The following is a 26004-nucleotide window of genomic DNA, read 5'->3' as shown; positions in this document are numbered from 1 at the left end:
CGCGTCCACGATGTCCCCATGTGCCGTCAGCTCATCGCCCCCGCCGAGTGGGATCTGCACGGAGGATGGGCGCTCGGGGACAGGATCCAATGGTCCAACCGGGCGTGCGGCCTGGCGTCTCTGAGAATGATCCTGCTCGCCTACGGGCGCGAGGCACCCACGGTCACGGAACTCCTGAAACTCGCGGTCAAGAATGAGGTCCTGACCCCGCGTGGAGCAATCCACGCGGGGATCGCGAGCCTGGCGACCGACCTCGGAGTCTCCTCGACCGCCGAGCCCGTCCCGGTCGAGGACCTGACGAGACGGCTCGACGACGCTCCGCTCATCGTGTCCGTGACCGAGCAGTTCCCCGACGACGGCCGCGCCGGCGGCCACCTCGTCATCCTCAGCGGCTACGAGGACGGCCCCGACCCGACGATCCGCTTCCGAGACCCGTCGGCCTGGGGCCAGACGCACGACCGAATCCCCCTCAGCCGCGTATCCGCCTCCTACACCGGCCGCGCGATCACCTTCGCGCCCCTCATCCACAACGGAGAGTCTTGATGACCGAGGCAGACGGCGACACGACCGAGGCCACAGGCGGCCGAAGGATCGCCGTACTCGGAGAGATGCTGGAACTGGGCGACCAAGCCGTCGAAGCCCACCGCAAGGTCGGACGCATGGCCGCCGAGAACGGCGTCGATCTCGTCGTGGCGGTCGGCAACGCTCTCGCCAAGCAACTCGCCCTCGCGGCGGGAGCCGCGGGCGTGCCGGACATCGCGATGGTCGGCGACAACGCGACCGCCGCCGCCTACCTGAAGTCCATCATCCGCTCCGGCGACGTCGTTCTGGTGAAGGCGTCCCGCGGTGGACAGCTCTGGCAGATCGCGCAGGCACTCGCAGGGCAACCTATTACGGGGCTGTGAGCCGTGCCTTCCACACCGCCCAGACCCGAAGTTCTCTGATGTCGGCGCTGCACGCGGGCGAGGTGGCGCCGTACAGCTCATGCGACTGGCCGCGCCTCGGCGCGCTCATCGGGCGGCTCCGGACGGTGCCAGCGCAGGTGGTGGTGGTTGTCGGGTGCAATCTGGCGGGGTCGGCCTGTGGCTGGCCCCGGGCTCTGCACGTCAGTGTGATCGACGTGAATGTCTCGCCGCCGACGGTCCGTATCGCCGCCGCCCGTGCGCCGGAGTTCGGAGTACCGGGCAGCCGGGCGCAGTTCCCCGTGGGGAAGCTGGAGGCGACCGGATTGGGGTGGCTCGGTGGACGGGGTGGTGTGTCGACGCGATGGCGAACGCCGACGCCCCCGTCCAGCCGCTCGGCGAGCTGGCCCAGGTCGTACGGACCGGCGGCCGCCTGGCGATGACGCGGGCCAGCCCTGGAGATGGTCGGCAAGACCGGATCGTGGAGCAGAACGAGCGTCAAATGAGCGTCAAGACACCTCGGAGAGCGTCATTTCAGCGTCAAGATATCGCCCGTAACGCCCACACTGCACATACCGCACACCACCCGAACCCGCAGGTCAGTCGCCCTTCTTCATCGGCTCCAGGATCGCCACGCACTCCACGTGGTGGGTCATCGGGAACAGGTCGAACGCCCGCAGCGTCCGCACCTTGTAGCCGCCGTCGCGGAAGTACGCGATGTCGCGGGCCAGCGCCGCCGGGTCGCAGGCCACGTAGGCGATCTTGCGCGCGCCCAGCGATGACAGCTGTTCGACCGTCTTCTTGCCCGCGCCCGCGCGGGGCGGGTCCAGGACGATGAGGTCGACCTCGGTGATGCCGGTGCGCGGGAGGACCGCCTCGACCTTGCCCTGTTCGATGCGGACGCGGTCGAAGGCGGCGAGGTTGTGCCGGGCGTCCTCCACCGCGCGCTTCCCCGACTCGATGCCGAGGACCGCGCCCTGGTCGCCGAGCCGGTCCGCGAGGGCGCCCGCGAAGAGGCCGACACCGCAGTACAGGTCGAGCGCCATGTCGCCCTTGCGCGGCAGCAGGCCCTGCATGACCGCCTTGACGAGGGTGTCGGCGGCCATCGGGTGGACCTGCCAGAAGCCGCCGCTGCCGACCCGGTAGGTGCGGCCGTCGGCACGCTCACGCACGAACCCGCGGCCGTGGACGCGGTGGATGCCGCCGTCGTTCTCCTCGACACGCATCACGGAGACCGGCTTGTCGAGTTCGACGAGCGGCAGACGGGCACCGGGACGGGGTTCGAGAATCACCATGCGGTCCTGGGAGCCCGTCGCGGCGATCGCCTCGACGGAGGCCATGCCGGACCAGTCGCGCTCCTCGATGCCGAGTTCGGTGACCCCCGGGGCGGCGATCATGCAGCGCTCGATGGGCTCGACCTCGTGCGAGCGGTGGCGGCGCAGTCCGGCGTTGCCGTCCACGTCGACCGCGTACTGGACGCGCGTGCGCCAGGCCGGAACCTCGCCCGCGGGCAGCTTGTCGCCCTCGGCGGGCATCACCGTGCCGTCCCAGCCGGCCTCCTCGGGCGTGAGGCCCGCGAGGCGCTGCAACTGCTCGGCGATGACCTCGCCCTTGAGACGGCGCTGCGCACCGGGCTTGGCGTGCTGCCAGTCGCAGCCGCCGCAGCGACCGGGACCCGCGTAGGGGCAGGGCGCCTCGACGCGGTCCTTGGAGGCGTCGATGATCCGCACAGCGTCGGCGCGCAGGAACCGTGCGCCCTCCTCGCCCTCGGTCACCCGGGCCACGACGCGCTCACCGGGCAGCGCGTGCCGGACGAAGAGGACCTGGCCCTCGTCCGTCCGGGCGATGCAGTGCCCGCCGTGCGCCACGGGGCCGATCTCGACCTCGTACTCGTCCCCCACCAGCGACTTCTTCGGTTCTGCCTGCATGGTGGGGTGACTCCAGATGAGAAGGGGGAAACGGCCGGACAACAGCCCACCAGTCTACGTGCTTCCGGTGCGCTTCCCGCGCCCGTCGATTTTCGGGCCGCGCTCCTTCGGCCGCCAGTTCTCCGGGCTCGGCTCCTTCGGCCGCTAGTTCTTCGGGCTGTGCTCCTTGTGCCGTTCGTGGGCCGGTCCCCGGCGCACCGCACCCGGCGCGTTCCAGTCCTGCCGCTTGCGGGCACGCAGCTTCGCGGCCTCGGAGGACTCCAGCTGGTAGGGCACCGAGGTGACCATGACGCCCGGCGTGAACAGCAGCCGGCCCTTGAGACGCAGGGCGCTCTGGTTGTGCAGCAGGTGCTCGTACCAGTGGCCGACCACGTACTCGGGGATGATCACGGAGACCGCGTCGCGCGGCGACTCCTTGCGCAGGCCCTTCACGTACTCGATGACCGGCCGGGTGATCTCGCGGTAGGGCGAGTCGAGGACCTTCAGCGGTACGTCGATGCCGCGCCGTTCCCACTCGTCGCGCAGCGTCTTGGTCTCGGCCGGGTCCACGTTGACGCTGAGCGCTTCGAGGGTGTCGGAGCGCAGCAGCTTGGCGTAGGCGAGGGCGCGCAGCGCCGGGCGGTGGATCTTGGAGACCAGCACGACGGAGTGGACGCGGGAGGGCCGGACGCTGTCGTCGGACGGTCCCTCGGGGGCGGCCAGTTCCTCCGAGACGCGGTCGTAGTGCTTACGGATCGCGGTCATCGTCGCATAGAAGATCACCATGCCGAGCAGGGCGACCCAGGCGCCGTGCGTGAACTTGGTGACCAGGACGACGACCAGGACCAGCCCGGTGAAGAAGGCGCCGAAGGTGTTGATCGCCCGGGAGCGGACCATGTGGCGCCGCTTGGCCTGGTCGGTCTCGGTGGCCAGGTGGCGGTTCCAGTGGCGGACCATGCCGGTCTGGCTGAGAGTGAAGGAGACGAACACGCCGACGATGTAGAGCTGGATCAGACGCGTCGAGTCGGCCCCGTAGATGATGACGAGCATGCTCGCGGCGCCGGCCAGGAGCACGATGCCGTTCGAGAAGGCCAGACGGTCGCCGCGGGTGTGCAGCTGGCGCGGCAGGTAGCGGTCCTGGGCGAGGATCGAACCGAGCAGCGGGAAGCCGTTGTACGCGGTGTTCGCGGCCAGGAACAGGACGAGCGCGGTGGCGGCGGCCAGCACGATGAACAGGAAGCTGCCCTTGCCGAACACGGCCTCGGCCACCTGGGAGATCACCGGGTTCTGGACGTAGTCGGCACCGACCGCCACGCCGTTGTGGATCAGGTCCGTGGCGGGGTTCTCGGCCATGCGCACCTTGGTGGTCATGGCCAGGGCGATGATGCCGCAGAACATGGTGACGGCGAGCAGGCCCATCGCCGCGAGCGTCGTCGCCGCGTTCTTCGACTTCGGCTTGCGGAAGGCGGGAACACCGTTGGAGATCGCCTCGACGCCGGTGAGCGCCGCACAGCCGGACGAGAAGGCGCGCAGCAGCAGGAAGACGAGGGCGAAGCCCGCGAGCCCCTGGTGCTCGGCCTTGATGTGGTAGTCGGCGGTCGGCGCATGCATGCTGTCGCCGAGCACGAGTCCGCGGAACGCGCCCCAGGCGATCATGATGAAGACGCCCGCGACGAATACGTACGTCGGAATGGCGAAGAGCTTTCCGGACTCCTTGACCCCGCGCAGGTTCATCAGCGTGAGCAGCACGATGACGGCGACCGCGCAGGCCACCTTGTGCTGCACCACGAAGGGAACCGCCGAGCCGAGGTTCTCGATGCCGGAGGCGATGGAGACGGCGACCGTGAGGACGTAGTCGACGAGCAGCGCGCTGGCGACGGTGAGGCCGGCCCGCGGACCGAGGTTGGTGGTGGCCACCTCGTAGTCGCCACCGCCGCTCGGGTACGCGTGCACGTTCTGGCGGTAGGACGCGACCACCGTGAACATCAGCACGACGACCGCGAGCGCGATCCAGGGGCTGAAGTGGTAGGCCGACACGCCCGCGATGGAGAGGACCAGCAATACCTCTCCGGGCGCGTACGCCACAGAGGAAAGCGGGTCGGATGCGAAGACGGGGAGGGCAATGCGCTTCGGCAGAAGCGTTTCACCCAACCGGTCACTGCGCAGTGCGCGCCCGATGAGGATCCGCTTGGGCACGTCGGTCAGTTTGGACACAACAGGGAATCGTAAGGGTTCGAACTGGCAGGCGCCCACCCGCCGTCCCTCTTCGGCACATCATCTGCTCTCCGGGTGAAAACCGGGCGGGCTCCGGCTGCGGATTCCGCGGCCCGGATGGTCCACGTGTCTATATGACAAAACCCTGTTCCCCGACCGCCCTGGAGGACCCATGCACCTGAGCGCGGAGCTCATCGGCGCCACCCTCGGACTGATCGGCCTCGGAATCCTGACTCTCGCGAGTGTCCGCAGCATCACACGGCGCTGAACCCTGCGTTCACCGGCGTTCCCGGAACGTTCCGCGAAAAACCGCAGGCGAACCTGCGCAAGGGTGCCCCCGGTCGACCGCGCGTGTGTAGCTTGGGCGACGGTCTGAGACCCTGTTTAGCCTGAGCCGTAACCATTCACATGCGGAAGGACGGTCGTGCACATCGTCATCATGGGCTGCGGAAGAGTGGGTTCCGCGCTTGCCCAGAACCTGGAGCAGCAGGGGCACACGGTCGCCGTGATCGACCAGGACCCCACCGCCTTCCGGCGGCTGGGCTCCGGGTTCGGCGGCCGTCGTGTCACCGGAGTCGGCTTCGACCAGGACACCCTGCGCGAGGCGGGCATCGAGGAGGCGGGCGCGTTCGCGGCGGTCTCCAGCGGTGACAACTCGAACATCATCGCCGCCCGGGTGGCCCGCGAGATGTTCGGCATCGAGAACGTCGCCGCACGCATCTACGACCCGCGCCGCGCCGAGGTCTACCAGCGCCTCGGCATTCCGACCGTCGCCACCGTCCGCTGGACGGCCGACCAGATGCTCCGCCGACTGCTCCCCTCGGGCGCCGAGCCGCTGTGGCGCGACCCCACGGGCGGTGTGCAGCTCGCCGAGGTGCACGCCTCCGCCACCTGGGTGGGCCACAAGATCAGCCGCCTCCAGGACGAGACGGGCGTGCGCGTCGCCTTCCTCACCCGGCTGGGTGAGGCGATCCTGTCCACCTCCCAGACGGTGCTGCAGGAGGGCGATCTCGTGCACGTGATGATGCGCACCGACGAGGTGGAAAAGGTCGAGGCGGCGTTCGCCAAGGGCCCTGAGGAAGAGGCGGGTCACTGATGAGAGTCGCCATTGCCGGTGCCGGTGCCGTGGGCCGCTCGATCGCGGGCGAACTGCTGGAGAACGGCCACGAGATCCTGCTGATCGACAAGGCGCCGACCGCCATCTCGGTCGAGCGCGTCCCGCAGGCGGAGTGGCTGCTCGCCGACGCCTGCGAGATCACCTCCCTGGACGAGGCAGCGCTGCAGCGCTGCAACGTGGTCATCGCGGCCACGGGAGACGACAAGGTCAACCTCGTCGTCTCGCTGCTCGCGAAGACCGAGTACGGGGTCCCGCGGGTCGTCGCCCGGGTGAACAACCCCAAGAACGAGTGGCTGTTCAACGAGTCCTGGGGCGTGGACGTCGCCGTCTCCACCCCGCGACTGATGTCGGCCCTCGTCGAGGAGGCCGTCAGCGTCGGCGACCTGGTGCGGCTGCTCCGCTTCAGCCACGGCGACGCCAACCTCGTCGAGCTGACCCTGCCGCCGGAGTCCGCCCTGGCGGGCACGACCGTCGGCGACGTCGCGTGGCCGGAGGACACCTCACTGGTGACCATCATCCGCGGCACCCGCGTCCTGACGCCCTCCCGGGAGGACTCCCTGGAGGCGGGCGACGAACTCCTCTTCGTGGCCGCCCAGGCCCGTGAGGAGCAGCTGGAGGACCTGCTGTCGGTGCGCCGCGACACGAACGCGACAAGCTAGTCGTTCCCGTCGGCGGTACGACGTCCCGCCGACGGGAGGACGTTCCGCGCGGCGGTACGACGAAGGGGGCGCCCGGAGATTTCTCCGGGCGCCCCCTTCGTCGTTGAACAGTCGTGTCGTCGTGGAACAGTCGTGCTCAGGCGTCCTGGGGCTTACGCCTCGCGGCGGTGCCGGGCCGGGGCCGCGGTTTCGCCGCGCTCCTGCGCGAGGGCGGCCTTGCGCTCCTTCTCGGCCTGCTCCTCGGCCTCCATCTCCGCGAACACGTCGATGGGCGGCGGCGCCTTGGCCAGGAAGACCCAGGTGAGCCAGACGGCGAGCAGGAACGGCGGGATCTTCAGGGCGATCAGGACCCAGCCGAACTGGGTGGTGTCGCCCCACCAGTAGAGCGGGAAGAGCACCGCGCACTTGGCGAGCAGGATCAGGCCCCAGGCCCAACTTGCCTTCGTGTACGCCTTCTTCCGACCGGGGTTGCGGGTACGCCAGGAGAGGTTCTCCTTGAAGACCGGGCCGAGCATCAAGCCGATCAGCGGTACACCCGCGAGGGTCGTGACGATATAGGCGACGGCGAGCCCGAGCGTGTACAGCATGCCCGGCAGGTAGAAGTCCTTCGCGTTGCCCGTCATCATCGCGAAGACCACACCGAAGGCGACGCCGAAGACACCGCTGAAGGCGTGCTTCACGGTGTCGCGGCGCACCAGGCGGACCACGACGAGCAGCAGGGACACGGCGAGGGCGGCGATCGCCGACCAGTGCAGATCCTTGTTGATCGTGAAGATGGTGACGAAGAGGAGGCCCGGCACCACCGTTTCGACCATGCCCCGCACGCCGCCGAACGCCTCGAAGAGTGCGGCCTCGGTCACCGCCCGCGCATCCTGCTGGGCGTCCTGGGCGTCTTCGGTCGGCTTGTCGAGCGACGTCACCGGCTACTCCCGTCCGAGGGGTCTGAGTTCGTACTTCGGATTGAACAACACCCTACGGCCCCGGCTCATCGAGATACGGCCGGAGGCGATCAGCTTGCGTCCGGGTTCGATGCCGACGATGGAGCGGCGGCCGAGCCAGACCACGTCCAGGGCGGCCGAGCCGTCGAACAGCTCGGCTTCCAGGGCCGGGACACCGGCCCGCGGCCGCAGAGTGACCGTGCGCAAGGTACCAGTAACCGTGACGATCTGCCGGTCGTGGCAGTCACCGATACGGGTGCAGCCCGCGGTCGCGGCGTCCTCCCGCAGCTCCTCGGACTCCAGGTCCTCCTGGGACGAGGAGAGCCGGTCCATCATGCGCCGGAAGCGGCCCGCCGGCTTTTCGGAACGAGGAACAGCACTCATACCGAAAGCGTACCGGGGGGCGTTGACAGCTACGTACCCGCGGCACCGTCACCCGAACCGGGCACGAACCCCCCTCGAACCGGCCCGCACACCGTCACTCGCACAGGTGACGCACGTCATCGCTCGAAGCGGTACCCCATCCCCGGCTCGGTGATGAAGTGCTTCGGGTGCGAGGGGTCCGCCTCCAGCTTGCGGCGCAGCTGAGCCATGTAGACCCGCAGGTAGTTCGTCTCCGTCCCGTACGACGGCCCCCAGACCTCCTGGAGCAGCTGTTTCTGGCTGACCAGACGCCCCGTGTTGCGGACCAGGACCTCCAGCAGGTGCCACTCCGTGGGGGTGAGGCGGACGTCGCGCCCGTCGCGGTGCACCTTCTTCGCCGCCAGGTCGACGGTGAACCCCGCGGTCTCCACGATCACGTCGTCCTCCTCGCCCCCGGTGGGCTCCGCTCTGCGGACGGCGGCGCGCAGCCGGGCGAGCAGCTCGTCCATGCCGAACGGCTTGGTGACGTAGTCGTCGGCCCCGGCGTCCAGCGCCTCGACCTTCTCGTCGGAGGAGTGCCGGGCGGACAGCACCAGAATCGGCACCCGGGTCCAGCCGCGCAGCCCCTTGATCACCTCGACCCCGTCCATGTCGGGCAGGCCGAGGTCGAGCACGACGACGTCGGGGTGGCGGGCGGCGGCGAGCTGGAGCGCGGTGGCTCCGTCGGGGGCCGCGTCGACCTCGTACTTGCGCGCCTTCAGGTTGATCACGAGGGCTCGGGTGATCTGCGGCTCGTCGTCGACCACGAGGACCCGGGTCATGAGGCCTGCCTTTCTGCGACTGCTGATCGGGCGGCCAGGTCGGGCCGGCGGTCCACCGCCCGCACCGTGAGCACCATGGTGAGTCCGCCGCCGGGAGTGTCCTCGGCGGTGAGGGTGCCGCCCATCGCCTCGGCGAAGCCGCGGGCGACCGCGAGGCCGAGGCCCACTCCGGTGCCGCGCGGGGCGTCTCCGTAGCGCTGGAAGGGCGCGAATATACGGTCCTTGGCCTCGTCCGGGACGCCGGGGCCGCGGTCCACGACGCGTACCTCCACCCGGTCGGCGATGGCGCTCGCGGCGACCAGGACCCGTTCGTCGACGTGGCTGTACTTGACGGCGTTCTCGACGAGGTTGGCGACGGCGCGCTCCAGGAGTCCGGCGTCGACGGCGACCATTGGCAGGCTCTCCGGGATCTCCAGGTCCACGCTGTCCTCGGGGACACCGCCGAGCGCCATCGGGACGACCTCGTCGAGGTCGATCTCGCGGATCAGCGGGGTGACAGTGCCGGTCTGGAGCCGGGACATGTCCAGGAGGTTGCCCACCAGGTGGTCGAGGCGGTCGGCGCCGTCCTCGATGCCTTCGAGGAGCTCGGCCCGGTCCTCGTCGGACCAGGCCACGTCGTCGGAGCGCAGGGACGACACCGCCGCCTTGATCCCGGCGAGCGGGGTGCGCAGGTCGTGGCTCACGGCGGCCAGCAGGGCGGTGCGGATGCGGTTGCCCTCGGCCAGTTCCTTGGCCTGGTCGGCCTCGTACTGAAGGCGCTGGCGGTCCAGGACCACCGCGGCCTGCGCGGCGAAGGCGGCCAGCACCCGGCGGTCGGAGGCGGGCAGCACCCGTCCGGACAGGGCGAGCGCCATGTGGTCGCCGACCGGCATGTCGACGTCGGCGTCCTCGGGGCGGGTCGAGGGCGCCGGTCCGACGCTGCCCGCGCACGTCCACGGGTCGACGTCGCCCGCCCGCTCCAGGAGCGCGACCGACTCCATCCCGAAGGTCTCCCGGACCCGCTCCAGCAAGGCTTCCAGGCTGGTCTCGCCACGCAGCACGCTGCCCGCCAGGAAGGAGAGGATCTCCGATTCGGCCCGCAGCCGCGCCGCCTGGTGGGTGCGGCGGGCCGCGAGGTCCACCACCGACGCCACGGAGACGGCGACGCCGACGAAGATCACGATGGCGACGATGTTCTTCGGGTCGGCGATGGTCAGCCGATGCAGGGGTGGTGTGTAGAAGTAGTTCAGCAGCAGGGAGCCGAAGGCCGCCGAGGCGAGAGCCGGGAGGAGACCGCCGAGCAGTGCGGCCGCGACCGTCACCGCCAGGAACAGCAGCATGTCGTTGGCGAGGCCGAGGTCGACCGTGTTCAGAAGCAGCGCCATCACCACGGGGCCGCCCACCCCGATCACCCAGCCCCAGATGATCCGGGAGCGCCCGAGCCGTGCCCCGCGTGCCACCGGAAGACCGCGCCCCTTGGCGACCTCTTCATGGGTGACGATGTGGACGTCCAGGTCGGGGCCGGACTCCCGGGCGACCGTGACGCCGACGCCCGGCCCGAAGACGTACTGCCAGGTCTTGCGGCGGGACGAGCCGAGCACGATCTGGGTGGCGTTGACGCCGCGCGCGAAGTCCAGCAGGGAGGCGGGTATGTCGTCGCCGACCACGTGGTGGAAGGTGCCGCCGAGGTCCTCGACCAGGGTGCGCTGGACGGCCAGCTCCTTCGGCGAGGCGGAGGTGAGCCCGTCGCTGCGGGCGATGTAGACGGCCATGACCTCGCCGCCCGCGCCCTTCTCGGCGAGCCGCGCGGCACGCCGGATCAGCGTCCGCCCCTCCGGACCGCCGGTCAGCCCGACGACGATCCGCTCCCGGGAGCCCCAGATCTTGGAGACCCGGTGCTCGCTGCGGTACTCGGTCAGATATTCGTCAACCCGGTCGGCGACCCACAGCAGCGCGAGCTCGCGCAGCGCCGTGAGATTGCCCGGACGGAAGTAGTTGGACAGAGCTGCGTCGACCTTGTCGGGCTTGTAGATGTTGCCGTGCGCCATCCGGCGGCGCAGCGCGGGCGGTGACATGTCGACCAGCTCGATCTGGTCCGCCCGCCGCACCACCTCGTCCGGCACGGTCTCGCGCTGTCGAACGCCCGTTATCGACTCGACGACATCGCCCAGTGACTCCAGGTGCTGGATGTTGACGGTGGAGACGACGTCGATGCCGGCGGCGAGCAGCTCCTCCACGTCCTGCCAGCGCTTGTCGTTGCGGGAGCCGGGCACGTTGGTGTGCGCCAGTTCGTCCACCAGGGCGACGGCCGGGGCCCGCCGGAGCACGGCGTCGACGTCCATCTCGGTGAAGACGCCGCCCCGGTACTCCAGCTCCTTGCGCGGCACCTGCTCCAGACCGTGCAGCATCACCTCGGTGCGCGGCCGGTGATGGTGCTCGACGAACGCCACCACGCAGTCCGTCCCGCGTTCGACGCGGCGATGCGCCTCGGAGAGCATCGCGTACGTCTTGCCGACGCCCGGTGCCGCACCGAGGTAGATCCGAAGCTTGCCGCGTCCCATGAGCCCTATTGTCTTCCTGTCACCGCTGTGTACGCAGCGTCGACCTTACGGCCAAGATTCCCGACGAAAGGGACGAGCGCCCGGCCGGCGAACGTCTTTGACGCAACCCTGATGCCCACACGCCCGCGTTCGCCCCCGCGCCCCCTGGGAGCCGTGGACCGGGCGTCCGTGTCGCGACCGGACGCCCGGTCCCTCGATGGTTCATCGGATGGGACCCCTGCTTCGGTTCACGCGGGATTGTCGCCGTGTGTCAGCGTCTCCCACGCCACGAAGAGGTTGTTGCTGCCGGCCGGGCGGTTCTGCTGGGTGAGCGTCTGGGTGTTGGTCATCGCGATGCCCAGGCGGTTGTGCAGCGCGTTGTAGCCCACCTCGGTGACCGGGCCGAGCCCGAGGTTCAGCGATCCCCCGCACAGCCAGCTCGGCACCGCCGTGCCCAGCTGGTACTTCGACTGGAAGCCGAGCGCCTGGCGCAGCCGCTCGCCCACATCGGTGCCGTACAGGTCCTGCCCCTGGATGCGGCTGGTCTCGGCGATGTGCGAGATGGCCGAGATGCCGTAACCGGTGTGGGTGAAGTCGCGGCAGGTCTCCTGGGTGAGCCCGGTGACGAACGTGGACTGCCCCTGCCAGTAGCTGACGATCTTCGCGGTGGTGTCGAGGTTCTGGCTCGGCACGGTCTTCGGCACGGCGCCGTCGGTGGAGAGGTAGACGTACGCCGCCGTACGCGTCCGGAACTTCGCCATGGCCCTGTCGTACGACGTCTTGTCCTCCAGGAAGACGGAGATGCCGACCGCGGCCTCCATCATCGACAGTTCCCAGTTGCCGTTGGAGTTGGAGCCGTTGATGATCTCCGGCAGGTAGACGTCGCGCAGCATGGTCGCGAAGCGGCCGGAGTTCGCCCAGGAGCCGGTGTACGTGTACTTGATGATCTCGGCGGCCTTGGGCCAGGAAGAGCCGGCCCAGCCGGTCTGCAGGGGCGCGTTGCTGTTGGTGTGCGCCTTGATCACCGCGGACCAGGCGTCCATCAGCTCGATGGCCTTCTTGGCGTAGCGGTCGTCGCGGGTGACGTACCAGGCGAGGGCGTCGGTGTACGCGGCTATCGCGTCCTCGCGCTCGTCGGTGCAGCCGTAGTTCGGGTTGGAGTACGAGCCGCACTCGACGGTCGCGCGGGGCATGGGGGTGCGCGCGAGCGAGGCGTACTTGCTCGCCATCATCTGGTCGTAGGCGCCCTTCCAGGGCTGGGCGCCGGCCAGGACCTGGGTGCGGGCGAAGTCCAGCTGCCCCCTGGAGACGGTGACTCCGGGGTGGACGAAGGTGGCGGGCGCCGCGTCGGCCCGGTGCGCGCCGGGCCAGGACAGAAGGGTGCCCACGAGTGCGGCGGTCGCGGCGGCGACGGTGACGAGGAGAGCGGGGCGCCGTCTGCGGCGGTGCCGAGTGGGGGTGTCGGACATGCAGGAGCCATCCGTTCTTGTATGTGAACTACGCATGGGATGCTGAACAGCTGCGCTGGCCGGTGACCATAGGTACGGACCAGACTTCCGTCAAGGTCTGAAGAAAGACCCGCTGCTCAACTGCTGTTCACATACAAGAACCTGGCGGGGTGTGCCCCTGAAGGAACCCACACACAGGAAAGGGCCGCATCCCCTGGGGATGCGGCCCGCCTGTTGTCCGTTTGTCCGTCTAGTGGACTTCGGTGATCTCCGGTCCACGCTGCAGCTGCCCCATGCCGCCGGAGAAGCGGGAGCCGCTCTGGTCCTCCTGCTGAACACCCTCGGGGACCATCTGCGCGTCATTCGGCAGCTTCAGGACGATCGGGTCGCGCGGGGCCATCGGGCCCTCACCGCGGACGACGACCGTGTCCCGGAAGATCTGCTCCAGCAGACCCGCGGCCTGCGGCTGCACGGCACCCTGCCCGGAGATCACTCCGCGCAGGAACCAGCGGGGACCGTCCACGCCGACGAATCGCACGACCTGGAAACCGCCCGTGCCGTCCGGCAGCTGGACCGGTACCTGCGCCCGCAGCTCCCAGCCCAGCGGGCCCTCGACCTCGTCGATGACACCGCCCTGCTGGGTGATCCCGGAGGCGATCTCCTCGCGCACCTCGCCCCAGATGCCCTCGCGCTTGGGAGCGGCGAAGGCCTGGAGCTGCACGGCGCTGTCGTTGACGACGACGGTCGCCGCGACGATCGCGTCGCCCGCGACCTCGACCCGCAGCTCCATGCCATCGACTCCGGGCACGAAAAGACCACCCAGGTCCACCCGGCCCTCGGCCGGGTCACGGACCTCTTCACTGTCCCAGGGCCCGTCGGGACGCGGCTCGGGTTCGAGCCTCACGCGCTCGCGCTCCCCGTCCTCGTCCGCCTCAGTGTCGACGCCGTCGACGACCTGCTCGGCCTCGCCCGCCGCGTCCTCGGCGGCACTGCCCTTCTTGCGACGTCCGAACACGTCACTGTCCTTCCCGGTCGGATACGACCGACGCGTATCGATTCCCACCCGTTGTGCTGTCCACGGCGGCATGACCGCCGGTGGACCCGAAGCCCCCTGCGGCCCGCGCCGAATCGGGAAGTTCCGCCACCTCCTGGAAGCGAACCTTCTCGACTTGCTGGACGACCAGTTGAGCAATCCGGTCGAAGCGCTCGAACCGCACGGACTCGCGCGGATCGAGATTCACCACGATCACCTTGATCTCCCCACGGTACCCGGCATCCACCGTCCCCGGGGCATTCACGAGGGCGACTCCGCAGCGGGCGGCAAGGCCGGAACGCGGGTGCACGAAGGCCGCGTACCCCTCGGGCAGCGCGATGGACACGCCCGTCGGAAGCACGGCCCGTTCACCGGGCTTCAGCTCGCGGCTCTCGGTGGTGCGCAGATCGGCTCCCGCGTCACCGGGGTGCGCGTACTCGGGAAGCGGGACTTCCGGATCGACGCGCCGGATCAGCACGGCTACTTCTTGACTGGGCTCACGGGCCCCGGGACTGCGGGTCACGGGTTCACCTCGAAGGCACGGGCTCGCCGGATCTGGTCCGGGTCGTTCATCGCCGCACGGATCTCCTCCGGGCGGCCGTTGTCGATGAAGTGGTCGACCTTCACCTCGACGAAGAGGGCGTCCGCGCGGACGGCGACGGGCCCGTCGGGGCCGCCGATCCGTCCGGTGGCGGTGCAGTAGATCTTCCGGCCGGCCACCGCGGTGACCTCGGCCTCCAGGTACAGCACGGTGTCGACGGGTACAGGGCGCCGGAAGTCGGTCTCCAGGCGGCCCGTCACGGCGATCGTGCGCAGCAGCCAGTTCAGCGATCCGAGCGTCTCGTCGAGCGCGGTGGCGAGAACGCCGCCGTGCGCGAGACCGGGGGCACCCTGATGGACGGGCCGCACGGTGAACTCCGCCGTGACCCGGACCCCGTCGCCCGCGCGGGCCTCCAGATGGAGTCCGTGGGACTGCCCCTCACCGCACCCGAAACACTGTTCGTAATGTGCTCCGAGGAGCTCTCCGGGGGCAGGCGCGTCGGGGTGCCGCACCGGCGCGACGGCGTCGGCGGGAGGCGTCAGAGCTGCGGAAGTACCACTCACAGCCGCAGACCTTACCCGCGCGTCCACCAAGTCTTCGCACCGTGCCAAGCTTGGCCACATGCAGCTTTCCGCCTCCCCGTACGAAGAACGCCTCACCGCACCCCGGTCGTGGTGGCTGATCAGCTTCCTGGCCGGGGTCGCGCTGGCCCTGGTCTTCCTCCCGTTCGGCACGCTGCCGATGCTCGGAGCGCTGGTCGGCGGCACCGCGTTCGCGGGGGTCGCGGCCAGTGCGTACGGCTCGATCCGCATCCGCGTGGTCGGTGACTCGCTGATCGCCGGCGACGCGAAAATCCCGGTCTCGGCCCTCGGTGACACGGAGATCATGGACCAGGAGGAGGCACGCGCCTGGCGCACCTACAAGGCCGACACCCGTGCCTTCATGCTCCTGCGCTCGTACATCCCCACGGCGCTGCGCGTCCAGGTCACGGACCCGGCGGACCCCACTCCGTACCTGTATCTGTCGACGCGGGAGCCGGAGCGCCTGGTGGCCGCCCTGGAGACAGCGCGGGAGTCGGTCCGGCCCACAGAGAGCTAGGGCCTACGGGGCTACGGGGCTACGGGGCTACGGGGCTACGGGGCTACGGGGCTACGGCTACGGCTACGGCTACGGCTACGGCTACGGCTACGGCTACGGCTACGGCTACGGCTACGGGCCAACGTTCTGGATCACGGCGCGGACTCGGGGTTCGGCACACTCTCGCCGACGAGGCAGCGCCCCGGCTCGGCATCCCTGCGGGACGTCGCCAGTCACGCTTCCCAGCTGAATCGCCCGGCCTCAGGGCAGGGCGCGGGCGCAGCGCATGCCTCAGGCCCCGCCCGCGGGGACCGGTCGGCTCCTTAACCGCGTCCGCCGGTGCCCGAGCCGGGCCACCGACGAAGTGAGCGGTCGGCCGAGCGCGGACGGACGGTCGCGGGCGCCGGCCGCGCGTACGGCTTCAGTGCCCCAGGTCTGTGGGGATCTCTCCGATCCGCACCGGATCCGTCGGCTTCTCCAGCGGTGCCAGCTCCGGGAGCGCGTCCCACGGCACCTGCATCTTGCGCAGGTCCTTGCGGATGTGGCCCGCCACGCGTTTGGTGTCACGTCGGTTCATCACCGCCCCGACCGCCGCGCCGACCATGAACGGCATCAAATTGGGCAGGTCCCGAACCGTTCGCTTCATGATCTGCTGGCGCAGCTCGCGCTTCATCCGGCCGCCCAGTGCGGCGTCGATCGTCACGGGCTTGGTCACATCGATGCCGCGCTCGCCCGACCAGGAGTGCAGATACGCGGTACTGCGCTGCTTGAGGTTGCCCGGCGGACGCAGGCCGTAGACCTCGTGGAGCTCGGCGATCAGCTTCAGCTCGATCGCGGCGACGGCGGTGATCTCGGCGGCCAGCTCCGTGGGCATGGCCGGCGGCACCGGCAGCATCGCGGCGGCGCCGATCCCGGCACCGACGGTGGACGTCGCGGCGGCGGCGCCCGTGATGAGCTTGTCCGCGAGCTCCTCGGGGCCGAGGCCCGGGAACTGTCTGCGGAGGGTGGCGAGGTCCCGTACGGGAACCCGCGGGGCGATGTCGATGATGCGATCGGTGACGTACGCCAGGCCCGCCCTGGCCCGGACACCGCTCTTCGTGACGCCCCTCATGACCCCGTCCCGGACAGCCGCCGCGCGGCGCCTTGCGGCGGGCGCGGGAGTGTCCGTGGGGGCCGTCAGGCCGTCTGTGGCGCCCGCTCGGTCGAGCGAGGCTGATCCCTGTTCGGAAGAGCCCCGCTCGTCGTCACGCACGCCTTCAGGGCCCTTGAAGGACCCTTCGTCCGCCGCCCCGGAGGGGAGGCGGCGCTTCCAGGGTGAGGTCGAGCCAGTCACGGCCGACCCTGCCTCAGTCGCAGTCGCGGCAGATCGGCTGACCGTTCTTCTCGCGGGCCAGCTGGCTGCGGTGGTGCACCAGGAAGCAGCTCATGCAAGTGAACTCGTCCTGCTGCTTGGGCAGCACCCGGACGGCCAGCTCCTCGTTCGAGAGGTCCGCACCGGGCAGCTCCAGGCCTTCTGCGGCCTCGAACTCATCTACGTCGACAGACGAAGTCGACTTGTCGTTCCGGCGAGCCTTCAGTTCTTCAAGGCTGTCCGAGTCGACGTCGTCGTCGGTCTTGCGCGGGGTGTCGTAATCCGTTGCCATTGTCGCTCTCCCCCTCTGGGTATCTGCTGGTGTCTCCAGCGCACGTAACGCGTGAGAGGCCGGACTTGTGCCCGACCTGAGGCGGAGATTTTGCCTCACATCAAGGTCTGTTACTCAATCGACACCCAACCGGACCCCTTGAGAGTGATCGGCTTGGATGGCGAAGCGGACCGTACACGGTCCTGGCGCCACACTTCAAAGGCGCCCCACCGTGTACTTCCCGTGATCAAGACCCCCGAAAACCCGGATTTTCCCGGCTTTCCGACCGCCTGCATAATCACGGAGAGTAGATGGACCGAAAATCACCCTTGTGATCGATCACACACGGGTCACTCGGGTGGGTGACCAGAAAATTCAGCGCAAAGCGAACATCGCCGCGTGTCCGCGACATGGTCTCAGATGGGAAGGGTGACGCGCATCACGAGCCCACCCCCTTCACGGGGCCGAGCGACGATATGACCTCCGTGTGCACGGGCCACCGACCGGGCGATCGACAGGCCGAGGCCCACGCCCTTGTCGCTGCCCGTGCGTTCCGTACGCAGCCGCCGGAAGGGCTCGAAAAGATTGTCGACCTCGTACGCGGGAACCACCGGTCCCGTGTTCGACACTTCCAGGACCGCCCGGCCGTGCTCCGTGTCCGTCGTGACCTCGACCCAGCCGTCCTTGGGCACGTTGTACCGAACGGCGTTCTGGACGAGGTTCAGGGCGATCCGCTCCAGGAGCACGCCGTTGCCCTGGACGACCACCGGAGCCCGCCGTCCACGGATCGTCACACCCTTGGCCTCCGCCTCGGCATGCACCTGGTCGACGGCCTGAGAGGCGACCTCGGCGAGATCCACCGGCTTGCGCTCCACGATCTGGTTGTCGCTGCGGGCCAGCAGCAGCAGTCCCTCGACGAGCTGCTCGCTGCGTTCGTTCGTGGCGAGCAGCGTCTTGCCCAGCTGCGCGAGCTCCGTCGACACCCCCGGACCGGAGAGGTGCACCTCCAGGAGTGTGCGGTTGATCGCGAGCGGGGTGCGCAGTTCGTGCGAGGCGTTCCCGACGAACCGCTGCTGGGCGGTGAAGGCCCGCTGCAGCCGCTCCAGCATGTCGTCGAAGGTGTCCGCGAGCTCCTTCAGCTCGTCGTCCGGGCCGTCCAGCTCGATCCGGCGGGACAGGTCGGAGCCGGCCACCGCGCGCGCGGTGCGGGTGATGTGGCCGAGCGGCGAAAGGACGCGGCCCGCCATCGCGTAGCCGAACGCGAAGGCGATGATCGCGAGACCGAGCAGGGCCAGCAGCGAGCGGCTGAGCAGGTCGTCCAGTGCGTGCTGGCGCTGCCGGTTCACGCACTCGTACATCGCGTGGTTGAGCTCGTCCCCCGAGGGGAGGTTGCAGGTGTTGCTGCCGACCTGCCCCGAAATGATCTTGAAGGGGAGCTCGCTGCCCACGTTCAACGCCTGCGCCGCGAGCAGGTAGATGATCGACAGCAGCAGGATGCCGGCGATCAGGAACATGCCGCCGTACAGCAGCGTGAGCCGTATGCGGATCGTGGGACGCAGCCAGGGGAACGGCGGCTCCGCCCTTCTGGGGTCCCAGGTGGGCTTCGGAGGCGCCGCGGGCGGCGCGGGGGTGGTGGCCACGGTGGATCAGATCCTGTACCCGGAGCCGGGCACGGTGACGATCACGGCGGGCTCGCCGAGCTTGCGGCGCAGCGTCATGACGGTCACGCGCACGACATTGGTGAACGGGTCCGTGTTCTCGTCCCAGGCCTTCTCCAGGAGCTGCTCCGCGGAGACGACGGCGCCCTCGCTGCGCAGCAGCACTTCCAGGACGGCGAACTCCTTGGGAGCGAGCTGGACCTCCTTCCCCTCGCGGAAGACCTCGCGGCGGTTGGGGTCGAGCTTGATCCCGGCACGCTCCAGGACCGGCGGCAGCGGCACGCTCGTACGACGTCCGAGGGCACGCACGCGTGCGGTCAGCTCGCTGAACGCGAACGGCTTGGGGAGGTAGTCGTCGGCGCCGATCTCCAGGCCCTCGACACGGTCGCTGACATCGCCGGACGCGGTGAGCATCAGCACGCGCGTGGGCATGCCGAGCTCGACGATCTTGCGGCAGACGTCGTCGCCGTGCACGAGCGGGAGGTCGCGGTCGAGGACGACCACGTCGTAGTCGTTGACCCCGATGCGCTCCAGCGCGGCCGCGCCGTCGTACGCGACGTCGACGGCCATGGCCTCCCGGCGCAGTCCGGTGGCCACCGCATCGGCGAGCAGCTGCTCGTCCTCGACGACGAGTACGCGCACGTCGCTTGTCCTTCCTCTGTCCACCGGCGGGGCACGTTCAGCGCACCACGCGGGCAGGTCCGTCACGGATGAGAGCTCCATCCTGCCCGTTTCGGCCATAAACCGGCTGTAAGACGGGGGGAAGGCACCAGGGAGGCCCGTCCAGGGGACCGGGAATGCGAGATTTTCTCGTCGGGTTGAGGTTTCCACGGAAGAGAGCGGGGGGAGGACGGCTTTACACCCCGCGATCACGCTCTGCATGTGGCAAGCCACATTGTGGTACGTCCAACCGCTTCCGCAGAGCGGGCGTGGGTGTCCGGCACCGTCGCCGCCCAGACCGGGCAGCGCTGGGCACCCCATCAGAGACGTGATCGCCCCTTCCCATCGGCACACCCCCGTGCCACCCGACCCACGACCCAGGACGAGGGGGCGCAGCATGGACGCATTCACCGCAGGACTTCTGCAGCGCATAAGGGCGACCGAGTCCGACCTGACGCGGGCTCGCGAAACAGGCGACGACTTCCTCGCGGAGGTCGAGCAGGCCGAGCTGGACGACCTGCACCGCCTTGCCGCGGAGCACGGTGTGGAGGTCGGCGCCACGCGCGTCTGATCGGTACGTACGAGAGCGGGGCCCCGGTATCGATCCAGTACCGGGGCCCCGCTCCATTTTCGTTCTCGGCCGTCTCTTGGCCTACGCCGTCCGCCGTCCTACGCCGTCCGCCGTCGGTTGTCGGTGGCCCTCAGTCGGCCGTGGCGTCAGTCGTGCCAGGCCCCGAAGTCCTCCAGGAGTCGCTGGAGGGGCCCGAAGACACCCGGGGAGGCCGCCACGGTGAGATCGCCCGCGGGGCGCTCTCCAGGGCGTCCACCGGTCACCGCGCCCGCTTCCCTGGCGATCAGGTCCCCCGCCGCGAGGTCCCAGGGGTGCAGACCGCGCTCGTAATAGCCGTCGAGGCGCCCGGCCGCGACGTCGCACAGGTCGACCGCCGCCGAGCCGGAGCGCCGGATGTCGCGCACCAGCGGGATGAGCCGCTGGGCCACGTCGGCCTGATGGATCTTGACCTCGGTCACGTAGTTGAAGCCGGTCGAAACGAGGGCCTGGTCGAGCGGCGGCGACGGACGGCAGGCAAGCCGGCGTTCGCCGACCCAGGCGCCGGAGGCTCGGGCACCCCTGCCGCGAACCGCGTGGTACGTCTCGCCGCGCATGGGTGCCGCCACGACGCCGACGACGGTCTCGCCGTCCTGTTCGGCCGCGATGGACACTGCCCAGGTCGGCAGCCCGTACAGGTAGTTGACCGTGCCGTCGAGCGGGTCGACGATCCAGCGGATGCCGCTGGTGCCCTCGATGGCGGAGCCCTCCTCGCCGAGGAAGCCGTCACGAGGGCGGTGCTCGGCGATCAGCGTGGTGATCAGCTTCTCGGCGGCGATGTCCATCTCGGTGACGACGTCGATCGGACTGGACTTCGTGGCGGCGACCGCGAGGTCCGCCGGGCGGCCGTCCCGCAGCAGCGCGCCCGCGCGGCGGGCGGCCTCGTGCGCGAGCTGGAGGAGTTCGGTGTGCAGAGGCTCGGTCACGGGGCTCCTCATGCGTAGGGGCTGTCGGTGCCCGCGGCGGCGGGCTTGGGCGTGCGGGCCGGACAGCAGCCCACCGGACAGAGGTCATGACTCGCGCCCAGCGTGCCCAGGGCACACCGTGTCACCCGTCGGCCGCTCTCGGCCGCGGCGCGCTCCAGCACCAGGTCACGGACCGCCGCGGCGAACCGGGGATCGGAGCCCACCGTGGCCGAACGGCGCACCGGCAGCCCCAGTTCCTCCGCCTTAGCCCGCGCCTCGGTGTCCAGGTCGTACAGGACCTCCATGTGCTCCGAGACGAAGCCGATCGGCACCATGACCGCCGCCCCCGCCCCGGCCCCGTGCAGTTCCTCCAGGTGGTCGCAGATGTCCGGCTCCAGCCACGGAATGTGCGGGGCTCCGGAACGCGACTGGTAGACGAGCCGCCACGGGTGGTCGATCCCGGTCTCCTCGCGCACCGCCTCCGCGATCAGCCGGGCCACGTCCAGATGCTGCCGGACGTACGCGCCACCGTCGCCGTGTCCCTCGGCCGGGCCGGAGGTGTCCGCCGCGGCGACCGGGATCGAGTGCGTGGTGAACGCCAGGTGCGCGCCCGCCCGGACCTCCTCGGGCAGTTCGGCCAGCGACTTGAGGACGCCCTCGGTCATCGGCTCCACGAACCCGGGATGGTTGAAGTAGTGCCGCAGCTTGTCGATCCTCGGCGGCTCCAGCCCCTCCCCCTCCAGGACGGCCAGCGCCCCCGCCAGGTCCTCGCGATACTGCCGACAGCCCGAGTACGAGGCGTACGCGCTCGTGGCCAGCACCAGGATCCGGCGCCGCCCGTCGGCGGCCATCTCGCGCAGTGTGTCGGTCAGGTACGGCGCCCAGTTGCGATTGCCCCAGTAGACCGGCAGATCCAGACCGTGCTCGGCGAAGTCCTTGCGCAGCGCGTCGAGCAGGGTGCGGTTCTGGTCGTTGATGGGGCTGATCCCGTCGAACAGGAAGTAGTGCTGCCCGACCTCCTTGAGCCGTTCCTTGGGGATACCCCTGCCCCGCGTCACGTTCTCCAGGAACGGGACGACTTCGTCCGGGCCCTCCGGACCGCCGAACGAAAGCAGGAGCAGGGCGTCGTAGGGAGTGGCATCGAGCACTTCAGGCATGTGTCCGATCCTGCCACCCGCCACTGACAGGCGAGAACCGGCGGGGTGACGAGGCATGCGCGGGACGTCCGGAGCGGGGTACGGAAGGCGTGCGTTAGGTTCACCTAACACGTAAGCTGTATCGGCCAGCTTCACACCTTACCGAAGTTCGGGCCGCCCGCGGTGTCGGGGAGGGGCCGAGCCGAGCCGACGGAGACCCTCGTGCCCAGCCCGTACCGCGCCCTGTTCGCCGCCCCCGGCTCCAAGGGCTTCTCCACAGCGGGCCTGCTCGGCCGGATGCCGCTGTCCATGATGGGCATCGGCATCGTCACCATGATCTCCCAGCTGACCGGGCGCTACGGCCTCGCCGGTGCCCTGTCGGCGACCATCGCCCTGGCGGCCGCGGCGATGGGCCCGCAGGTCTCGCGACTGGTGGACCGGCACGGTCAGCGGCGGATCCTGCGCCCCGTGACGCTCTTCGCGCTCACGGCCGCCGCGGGGCTGCTGCTCGCCGCACACTTCGAGTGGCCGGACTGGGTGCTGTTCGTGTGCGCGGCCGGCATCGGCAGCGTCCCGAGCATCGGCGCGATGATCCGGGCCCGCTGGGCGGCCCTCTACGGAGGCACCACGCAACTGCACACCGCGTACTCCCTGGAGTCCGTGGTGGACGAGATCTGCTTCATCTTCGGGCCGATCATCTCCATCGGCCTGTCCACGGTGTGGTTCCCGGAGGCCGGACCGCTGCTCGCCGCCTGCTTCCTGGCGGCCGGGGTCTTCTGGCTGACCTCCCAGCGGGCCACCGAGCCCCAGCCGCATCCGCGCGGGCAGCACGGAGGCGGCTCGGCGCTGCGCTCGGCCGGACTCCAGGTCCTGGTGGCCACGTTCGTGGCGACCGGGACGATCTTCGGAGCCGTCGACGTGGTCACCGTGGCCTTCGCCGAGGAGCAGGGCCACAAGGGCGCCGCGAGCATCGTCCTGGCCCTCTACGCGGCGGGCTCCTGCCTCGCGGGGGCCGTCTTCGGGCTGCTGCACTTCAAGGGGGCGGCCGAAGGCAGGTGGCTGCTGGGCATATGCGCGATGGCCGTGAGTATGATCCCCCTCCTACTGGTCGGAAACTTGCCGTTCCTGGCCGTGGCGCTGTTCGTTGCGGGCCTCTCCATCGCTCCCACGATGATCACGACGATGTCCCTCATCGAGCAGCACGTACCTCGCGCGAAACTGACCGAAGGCATGACCTGGGTGAGCACAGGACTCGCAGTCGGGGTCGCGCTCGGTTCCTCCGTGGCCGGCTGGGTGATCGACTCCGCCGGCGCGAAGGCCGGGTACGGGGTTCCGGCGGTGTCCGGGGCCGTCGCGGTGGCGGTCGGTTTCCTCGGGTATCGCCGGCTCAGCAGGCCGGTTCCGCAGCGGGGAGGGTCTCATGAGCACCACAGTGAGCGGGAAGAGCGGCACGTGGCGTAACTGGGCGGGGAACGTCACCGCCCGTCCCGTACGGGAGGTCACCCCTGCCTCGGTCGACGAACTCTCCGCCGCCGTGCGGAAGGCGGCCGAGGACGGCCTGACGGTGAAGGCCGTCGGCACCGGGCACTCCTTCACGGCCGCCGCGGCGACCGACGGCGTATTGATCCGCCCTCAACTGTTGACCGGAATCCGCAAGATCGACCGTGCGGCCATGACGGTAACGGTCGAGGCGGGCACCCCGCTCAAGAGGCTCAACATGGCCCTCGCGCGCGAAGGTCTGTCGCTCACGAACATGGGCGACATCATGGAGCAGACGGTCTCGGGGGCGACCAGCACCGGTACGCACGGCACCGGGCGCGACTCGGCCTCGATCGCCGCGCAGATCACAGGCCTTGAGCTGGTGACGGCGGACGGCTCGGTCCTGTCCTGCTCCGAGAACGAGAACCCGGAGATCTTCGCGTCGGCCCGCATCGGGATCGGCGCCCTGGGAATCGTCACCGCGATCACCTTCTCCGTGGAGCCCGTCTTCCTGCTCACGGCCCGCGAGGAGCCGATGACCTTCGACAAGGTCACCGCCGACTTCGAGGAACTCTTCACCGAGAACGAGCACTTCGAGTTCTACTGGTTCCCGCACACAGGCAACTGCAACACCAAGCGCAACAACCGCAGCGCGGGCCCCGAGAACCCGGTGGGGCCGATCCGCGGCTGGATCGAGGACGAGTTCCTCTCCAACGGCGCCTTCCAGGTGGCCAATCTGCTCGGCCGGGCCGTTCCCGCGGCCATCCCGTCGATCGCCGGACTCTCCAGTCGCGCGCTGTCCTCGCGGACCTACACGGACATTCCGTACAAGGTCTTCACCTCTCCGCGCCGCGTGCGGTTCGTGGAGATGGAGTACGCCGTGCCGCGCGAGGCCCTCGTCGAGACGCTGCGCGAGCTGAAGTCGATGGTCGACAGCTCGACCCTGCGGGTCAGCTTCCCCGTGGAGGTGCGAACCGCGCCCGCGGACGACATCACCCTCTCCACGGCGTCCGGACGGGAGAGCGCGTACATCGCCGTCCATATGTTCAAGGGCACCCCCTATCAGGCGTATTTCACCGCTGCCGAGCGGATCTTCACCGCGCACGAGGGACGGCCGCACTGGGGCAAGGTGCACACGCGCGACGCGGAGTACTTCTCCAAGGTCTATCCGCGCTTCGGCGAGTTCACCGCGCTGCGGGATCGACTCGATCCGGACCGGCGCTTTGCGAATGACTACTTGCGGAGGGTTCTGGGGTCGTAGCGGTCTCGCTGGGTGCGGGGGCCGGGGTGCCGTCCCCGGCTTCCGGTCCCGAGGACGCGCCGTCGCCCGGCGTCGGCACCGAGGTCGCGCCACCGGCGTCGCCGCCCACGTCACCTGAGCCGCCACCGTCGGCGGACGGCGCCGGCGCCTCCGGGGAGGCCGGGGCCGAGGACGGCGAAGACCCGGTCGTCGGAGCCGTACCGGGATCCGGGCTCCCCGAGCCGGCGCTGTGCCCCTTGAAGGCGTCGCCGACCGTCGTGTTCGTGCCGTCGCCGCTGAAGCTCTGCCCCGAGACCATCTCGTACGAGGTGATTCCGGCCATCGTGACGCCGAAGACGAGTGCGGTCGCGACCAGCGGCCTCTTCCAGCTCCTGACCTGCGCGCGGTAGACGGTCCCCTCGGTGAACTCTCCGGCGGGACCGGGCAGTTGCCGGGGCTTCGGCTTCGTCTGCACCTTCACGTCACGGATCTGTTCGCCGGTGCGCTTGAAGAAGTGCTGGAAAAGCGTTCCTCCGCAGGTGGCGACGGCGCTGACCAGTCCGGCGCCCAGGATCGTCCCGTACACACCGAAGTACGACGCGAGTTTCGCGGCGACCACCGCGGCGACCGCGCTCCCAGCCACTTGGGGGACGCTCAGGTCCAGCCGCCTCTTCCTCGGTTCCACGTCGGTACCCGGCTGCTCGCCGCCGACATCCGGCTTCTTACGCATTCCCGGACCTTGCCTGCCTTTCCCGTACTTGATCGACCGACCGCACGAGAAGGGGACGTACGGGCGAAGCGATAAGTTCCGTTTCTGCCGATTACGTGAAGTGCGCCACGTCCCATGACCGCCGAAAGGGCGCCGAGATCGGCCAACTAGCACCCCCCACTCGAAGTTGGGCGGCGTGCCGATCCACGCAAGTGGCCCGAATGGAGTACTGTTGCGAGCCCTGGGTCCGGACTCCCGCCAGGGTGTCCGGGGCCTTGCAGGACCGCCGGGAGGGGGCTCGTTGCACAGGGTGATGGAGTTCGTCACTTAGCGTTGCGAATAGGTAACCGTGCCATAACGGCGGCCCCGGGCCCGTGCCCGACACGCCGGGCAACTCGGCAAGGTTGTGGCAGGCTGCACCCGGGCAGGCCACACTCGACTAGCGGAAG

General features: G+C 69.7%; 25 protein-coding genes. 8 read left to right on the top strand and 17 right to left on the bottom strand.

Annotated features, from left to right (window positions below; translation table 11 throughout):
- Positions 1-18: 18 nt before the first annotated feature.
- Both ACFYR3_RS37575 and ACFYR3_RS37570 read left to right on the top strand, forming a co-directional pair.
- Positions 19-543, top strand: a complete 525-nt coding sequence (locus ACFYR3_RS37575; protein WP_389286445.1) for a C39 family peptidase — start codon at positions 19-21, stop codon at positions 541-543.
- Positions 543-905: a glutamate ligase domain-containing protein gene (locus ACFYR3_RS37570; protein WP_389286443.1), complete on the top strand. Its 363-nt coding sequence runs from the start codon at positions 543-545 to the stop codon at positions 903-905. The genes ACFYR3_RS37575 and ACFYR3_RS37570 overlap by 1 nt, the downstream gene beginning before the upstream one ends.
- Positions 906-1501: 596 nt before the next feature.
- Here ACFYR3_RS37570 and ACFYR3_RS37565 read toward each other — a convergent pair.
- Entirely contained in the window at positions 1502-2830 is a 1329-nt protein-coding gene (locus tag ACFYR3_RS37565; protein ID WP_389286441.1) for a class I SAM-dependent RNA methyltransferase, read from the bottom strand.
- Positions 2831-2974: 144 nt separating this feature from the next.
- Positions 2975-5023, bottom strand: a complete 2049-nt coding sequence (locus tag ACFYR3_RS37560) for an APC family permease (RefSeq protein WP_355853446.1) — start codon at positions 5021-5023, stop codon at positions 2975-2977.
- Between the two features lie 424 nt (positions 5024-5447).
- Between ACFYR3_RS37560 and ACFYR3_RS37555 the strand changes: the two genes are divergently transcribed.
- Entirely contained in the window at positions 5448-6119 is a 672-nt protein-coding gene (locus tag ACFYR3_RS37555; protein WP_355853443.1) for a TrkA family potassium uptake protein, read from the top strand.
- Complete coding sequence (locus ACFYR3_RS37550; RefSeq protein WP_261707696.1) at positions 6119-6799, top strand: TrkA family potassium uptake protein; 681 nt, start codon at positions 6119-6121, stop codon at positions 6797-6799. Before ACFYR3_RS37555 ends, ACFYR3_RS37550 begins: the two co-directional genes overlap by 1 nt.
- A gap of 152 nt (positions 6800-6951) precedes the next feature.
- Here the strand turns inward: ACFYR3_RS37550 and ACFYR3_RS37545 are convergent, their stop codons facing one another.
- From ACFYR3_RS37545 to ACFYR3_RS37510, 8 genes are all read right to left on the bottom strand, one after another.
- A complete protein-coding gene (locus ACFYR3_RS37545) occupies positions 6952-7719 on the bottom strand; it encodes a DUF3159 domain-containing protein (protein ID WP_355853440.1) in 768 nt (255 codons plus the stop codon).
- Positions 7720-7722: 3 nt separating this feature from the next.
- On the bottom strand, positions 7723-8121 hold the full coding sequence (locus tag ACFYR3_RS37540; protein ID WP_261707694.1) for an OB-fold nucleic acid binding domain-containing protein: 399 nt from the start codon (positions 8119-8121) through the stop codon (positions 7723-7725).
- Between the two features lie 116 nt (positions 8122-8237).
- Positions 8238-8921 carry a response regulator gene (locus ACFYR3_RS37535; protein ID WP_351121435.1) on the bottom strand — a complete coding sequence of 228 codons (684 nt, stop codon included), beginning with the start codon at positions 8919-8921 and terminating at the stop codon, positions 8238-8240.
- The gene (locus tag ACFYR3_RS37530) at positions 8918-11461 is read right to left on the bottom strand and encodes an ATP-binding protein (protein WP_355853436.1); all 2544 of its coding nucleotides are present in this window, start codon (positions 11459-11461) and stop codon (positions 8918-8920) included. Before ACFYR3_RS37530 ends, ACFYR3_RS37535 begins: the two co-directional genes overlap by 4 nt.
- Before the next feature lie 227 nt (positions 11462-11688).
- A complete protein-coding gene (locus ACFYR3_RS37525) occupies positions 11689-12909 on the bottom strand; it encodes an alginate lyase family protein (protein WP_389286437.1) in 1221 nt (406 codons plus the stop codon).
- Between the two features lie 229 nt (positions 12910-13138).
- Entirely contained in the window at positions 13139-13903 is a 765-nt protein-coding gene (locus ACFYR3_RS37520) for a DUF3710 domain-containing protein (RefSeq protein WP_261707690.1), read from the bottom strand.
- A 1-nt stretch (position 13904) separates the two neighbouring features.
- Positions 13905-14399: a dUTP diphosphatase gene (gene dut / locus ACFYR3_RS37515; protein ID WP_355853488.1), complete on the bottom strand. Its 495-nt coding sequence runs from the start codon at positions 14397-14399 to the stop codon at positions 13905-13907.
- Positions 14400-14440: 41 nt separating this feature from the next.
- Complete coding sequence (locus ACFYR3_RS37510) at positions 14441-15025, bottom strand: PaaI family thioesterase (protein ID WP_355853430.1); 585 nt, start codon at positions 15023-15025, stop codon at positions 14441-14443.
- A 58-nt stretch (positions 15026-15083) separates the two neighbouring features.
- On the opposite strand from ACFYR3_RS37510, the gene ACFYR3_RS37505 reads away from it, so the two are divergent.
- A complete protein-coding gene (locus tag ACFYR3_RS37505; protein ID WP_355853427.1) occupies positions 15084-15560 on the top strand; it encodes a DUF3093 domain-containing protein in 477 nt (158 codons plus the stop codon).
- A 400-nt stretch (positions 15561-15960) separates the two neighbouring features.
- Here the strand turns inward: ACFYR3_RS37505 and ACFYR3_RS37500 are convergent, their stop codons facing one another.
- From ACFYR3_RS37500 to ACFYR3_RS37485, 4 genes are all read right to left on the bottom strand, one after another.
- Positions 15961-16872, bottom strand: a complete 912-nt coding sequence (locus ACFYR3_RS37500; protein WP_355853424.1) for a hypothetical protein — start codon at positions 16870-16872, stop codon at positions 15961-15963.
- 13 nt (positions 16873-16885) lie between these two features.
- Positions 16886-17182 carry a DUF4193 domain-containing protein gene (locus ACFYR3_RS37495; protein ID WP_003997302.1) on the bottom strand — a complete coding sequence of 99 codons (297 nt, stop codon included), beginning with the start codon at positions 17180-17182 and terminating at the stop codon, positions 16886-16888.
- Positions 17183-17577: 395 nt separating this feature from the next.
- Positions 17578-18801 (bottom strand): HAMP domain-containing sensor histidine kinase, encoded by a 1224-nt coding sequence (locus ACFYR3_RS37490; protein WP_356782712.1) that lies wholly within the window; start codon positions 18799-18801, stop codon positions 17578-17580.
- A gap of 6 nt (positions 18802-18807) precedes the next feature.
- Positions 18808-19461 carry a response regulator transcription factor gene (locus tag ACFYR3_RS37485; protein WP_389286434.1) on the bottom strand — a complete coding sequence of 218 codons (654 nt, stop codon included), beginning with the start codon at positions 19459-19461 and terminating at the stop codon, positions 18808-18810.
- Between the two features lie 415 nt (positions 19462-19876).
- Between ACFYR3_RS37485 and ACFYR3_RS37480 the strand changes: the two genes are divergently transcribed.
- Positions 19877-20050, top strand: coding sequence for a hypothetical protein (locus tag ACFYR3_RS37480; RefSeq protein WP_167459062.1), 174 nt, complete (start codon positions 19877-19879; stop codon positions 20048-20050).
- Between the two features lie 146 nt (positions 20051-20196).
- Here ACFYR3_RS37480 and ACFYR3_RS37475 read toward each other — a convergent pair whose 3' ends face one another.
- Complete coding sequence (locus ACFYR3_RS37475) at positions 20197-21012, bottom strand: inositol monophosphatase family protein (RefSeq protein ID WP_355853419.1); 816 nt, start codon at positions 21010-21012, stop codon at positions 20197-20199.
- A gap of 8 nt (positions 21013-21020) precedes the next feature.
- A complete protein-coding gene (locus tag ACFYR3_RS37470; RefSeq protein WP_355853416.1) occupies positions 21021-22148 on the bottom strand; it encodes a ferrochelatase in 1128 nt (375 codons plus the stop codon).
- 201 nt (positions 22149-22349) lie between these two features.
- On the opposite strand from ACFYR3_RS37470, the gene ACFYR3_RS37465 reads away from it, so the two are divergent.
- Positions 22350-23588, top strand: a complete 1239-nt coding sequence (locus ACFYR3_RS37465) for an MFS transporter (protein WP_355853413.1) — start codon at positions 22350-22352, stop codon at positions 23586-23588.
- Positions 23548-24867 carry a D-arabinono-1,4-lactone oxidase gene (locus tag ACFYR3_RS37460; RefSeq protein WP_355853410.1) on the top strand — a complete coding sequence of 440 codons (1320 nt, stop codon included), beginning with the start codon at positions 23548-23550 and terminating at the stop codon, positions 24865-24867. Before ACFYR3_RS37465 ends, ACFYR3_RS37460 begins: the two co-directional genes overlap by 41 nt.
- On the opposite strand, the gene ACFYR3_RS37455 is transcribed toward ACFYR3_RS37460, so the two are convergent.
- Complete coding sequence (locus tag ACFYR3_RS37455; RefSeq protein ID WP_389286431.1) at positions 24791-25576, bottom strand: hypothetical protein; 786 nt, start codon at positions 25574-25576, stop codon at positions 24791-24793. The genes ACFYR3_RS37460 and ACFYR3_RS37455 overlap by 77 nt on opposite strands.
- Between the last annotated feature and the right edge of the window lie 428 nt (positions 25577-26004).

Origin of the sequence: Streptomyces sp. NPDC005784 (assembly GCF_042871525.1) — a bacterium.
Classification (GTDB): Bacteria; Actinomycetota; Actinomycetes; order Streptomycetales; family Streptomycetaceae; genus Streptomyces.
This window is presented reverse-complemented; position numbering and strand designations above follow the sequence as displayed.

Bases quoted from the DNA above. Each gene is read 5' to 3' on its own strand.
- ACFYR3_RS37575 (WP_389286445.1), top strand. From the start codon at position 19: ATGTGCCGTCAGCTCATCGCCCCCGCCGAGTGGGATCTGCACGGAGGA.
- ACFYR3_RS37570 (WP_389286443.1), top strand. From the start codon at position 543: ATGACCGAGGCAGACGGCGACACGACCGAGGCCACAGGCGGCCGAAGG.
- ACFYR3_RS37565 (WP_389286441.1), bottom strand. From the start codon at position 2,830: ATGCAGGCAGAACCGAAGAAGTCGCTGGTGGGGGACGAGTACGAGGTC.
- ACFYR3_RS37550 (WP_261707696.1), top strand. From the start codon at position 6,119: ATGAGAGTCGCCATTGCCGGTGCCGGTGCCGTGGGCCGCTCGATCGCG.
- ACFYR3_RS37540 (WP_261707694.1), bottom strand. From the start codon at position 8,121: ATGAGTGCTGTTCCTCGTTCCGAAAAGCCGGCGGGCCGCTTCCGGCGC.
- ACFYR3_RS37535 (WP_351121435.1), bottom strand. From the start codon at position 8,921: ATGACCCGGGTCCTCGTGGTCGACGACGAGCCGCAGATCACCCGAGCC.
- ACFYR3_RS37530 (WP_355853436.1), bottom strand. From the start codon at position 11,461: ATGGGACGCGGCAAGCTTCGGATCTACCTCGGTGCGGCACCGGGCGTC.
- ACFYR3_RS37525 (WP_389286437.1), bottom strand. From the start codon at position 12,909: ATGTCCGACACCCCCACTCGGCACCGCCGCAGACGGCGCCCCGCTCTC.
- ACFYR3_RS37505 (WP_355853427.1), top strand. From the start codon at position 15,084: ATGCAGCTTTCCGCCTCCCCGTACGAAGAACGCCTCACCGCACCCCGG.
- ACFYR3_RS37495 (WP_003997302.1), bottom strand. From the start codon at position 17,182: ATGGCAACGGATTACGACACCCCGCGCAAGACCGACGACGACGTCGAC.
- ACFYR3_RS37480 (WP_167459062.1), top strand. From the start codon at position 19,877: ATGGACGCATTCACCGCAGGACTTCTGCAGCGCATAAGGGCGACCGAG.
- ACFYR3_RS37470 (WP_355853416.1), bottom strand. From the start codon at position 22,148: ATGCCTGAAGTGCTCGATGCCACTCCCTACGACGCCCTGCTCCTGCTT.
- ACFYR3_RS37460 (WP_355853410.1), top strand. From the start codon at position 23,548: ATGAGCACCACAGTGAGCGGGAAGAGCGGCACGTGGCGTAACTGGGCG.
- ACFYR3_RS37455 (WP_389286431.1), bottom strand. From the start codon at position 25,576: ATGCGTAAGAAGCCGGATGTCGGCGGCGAGCAGCCGGGTACCGACGTG.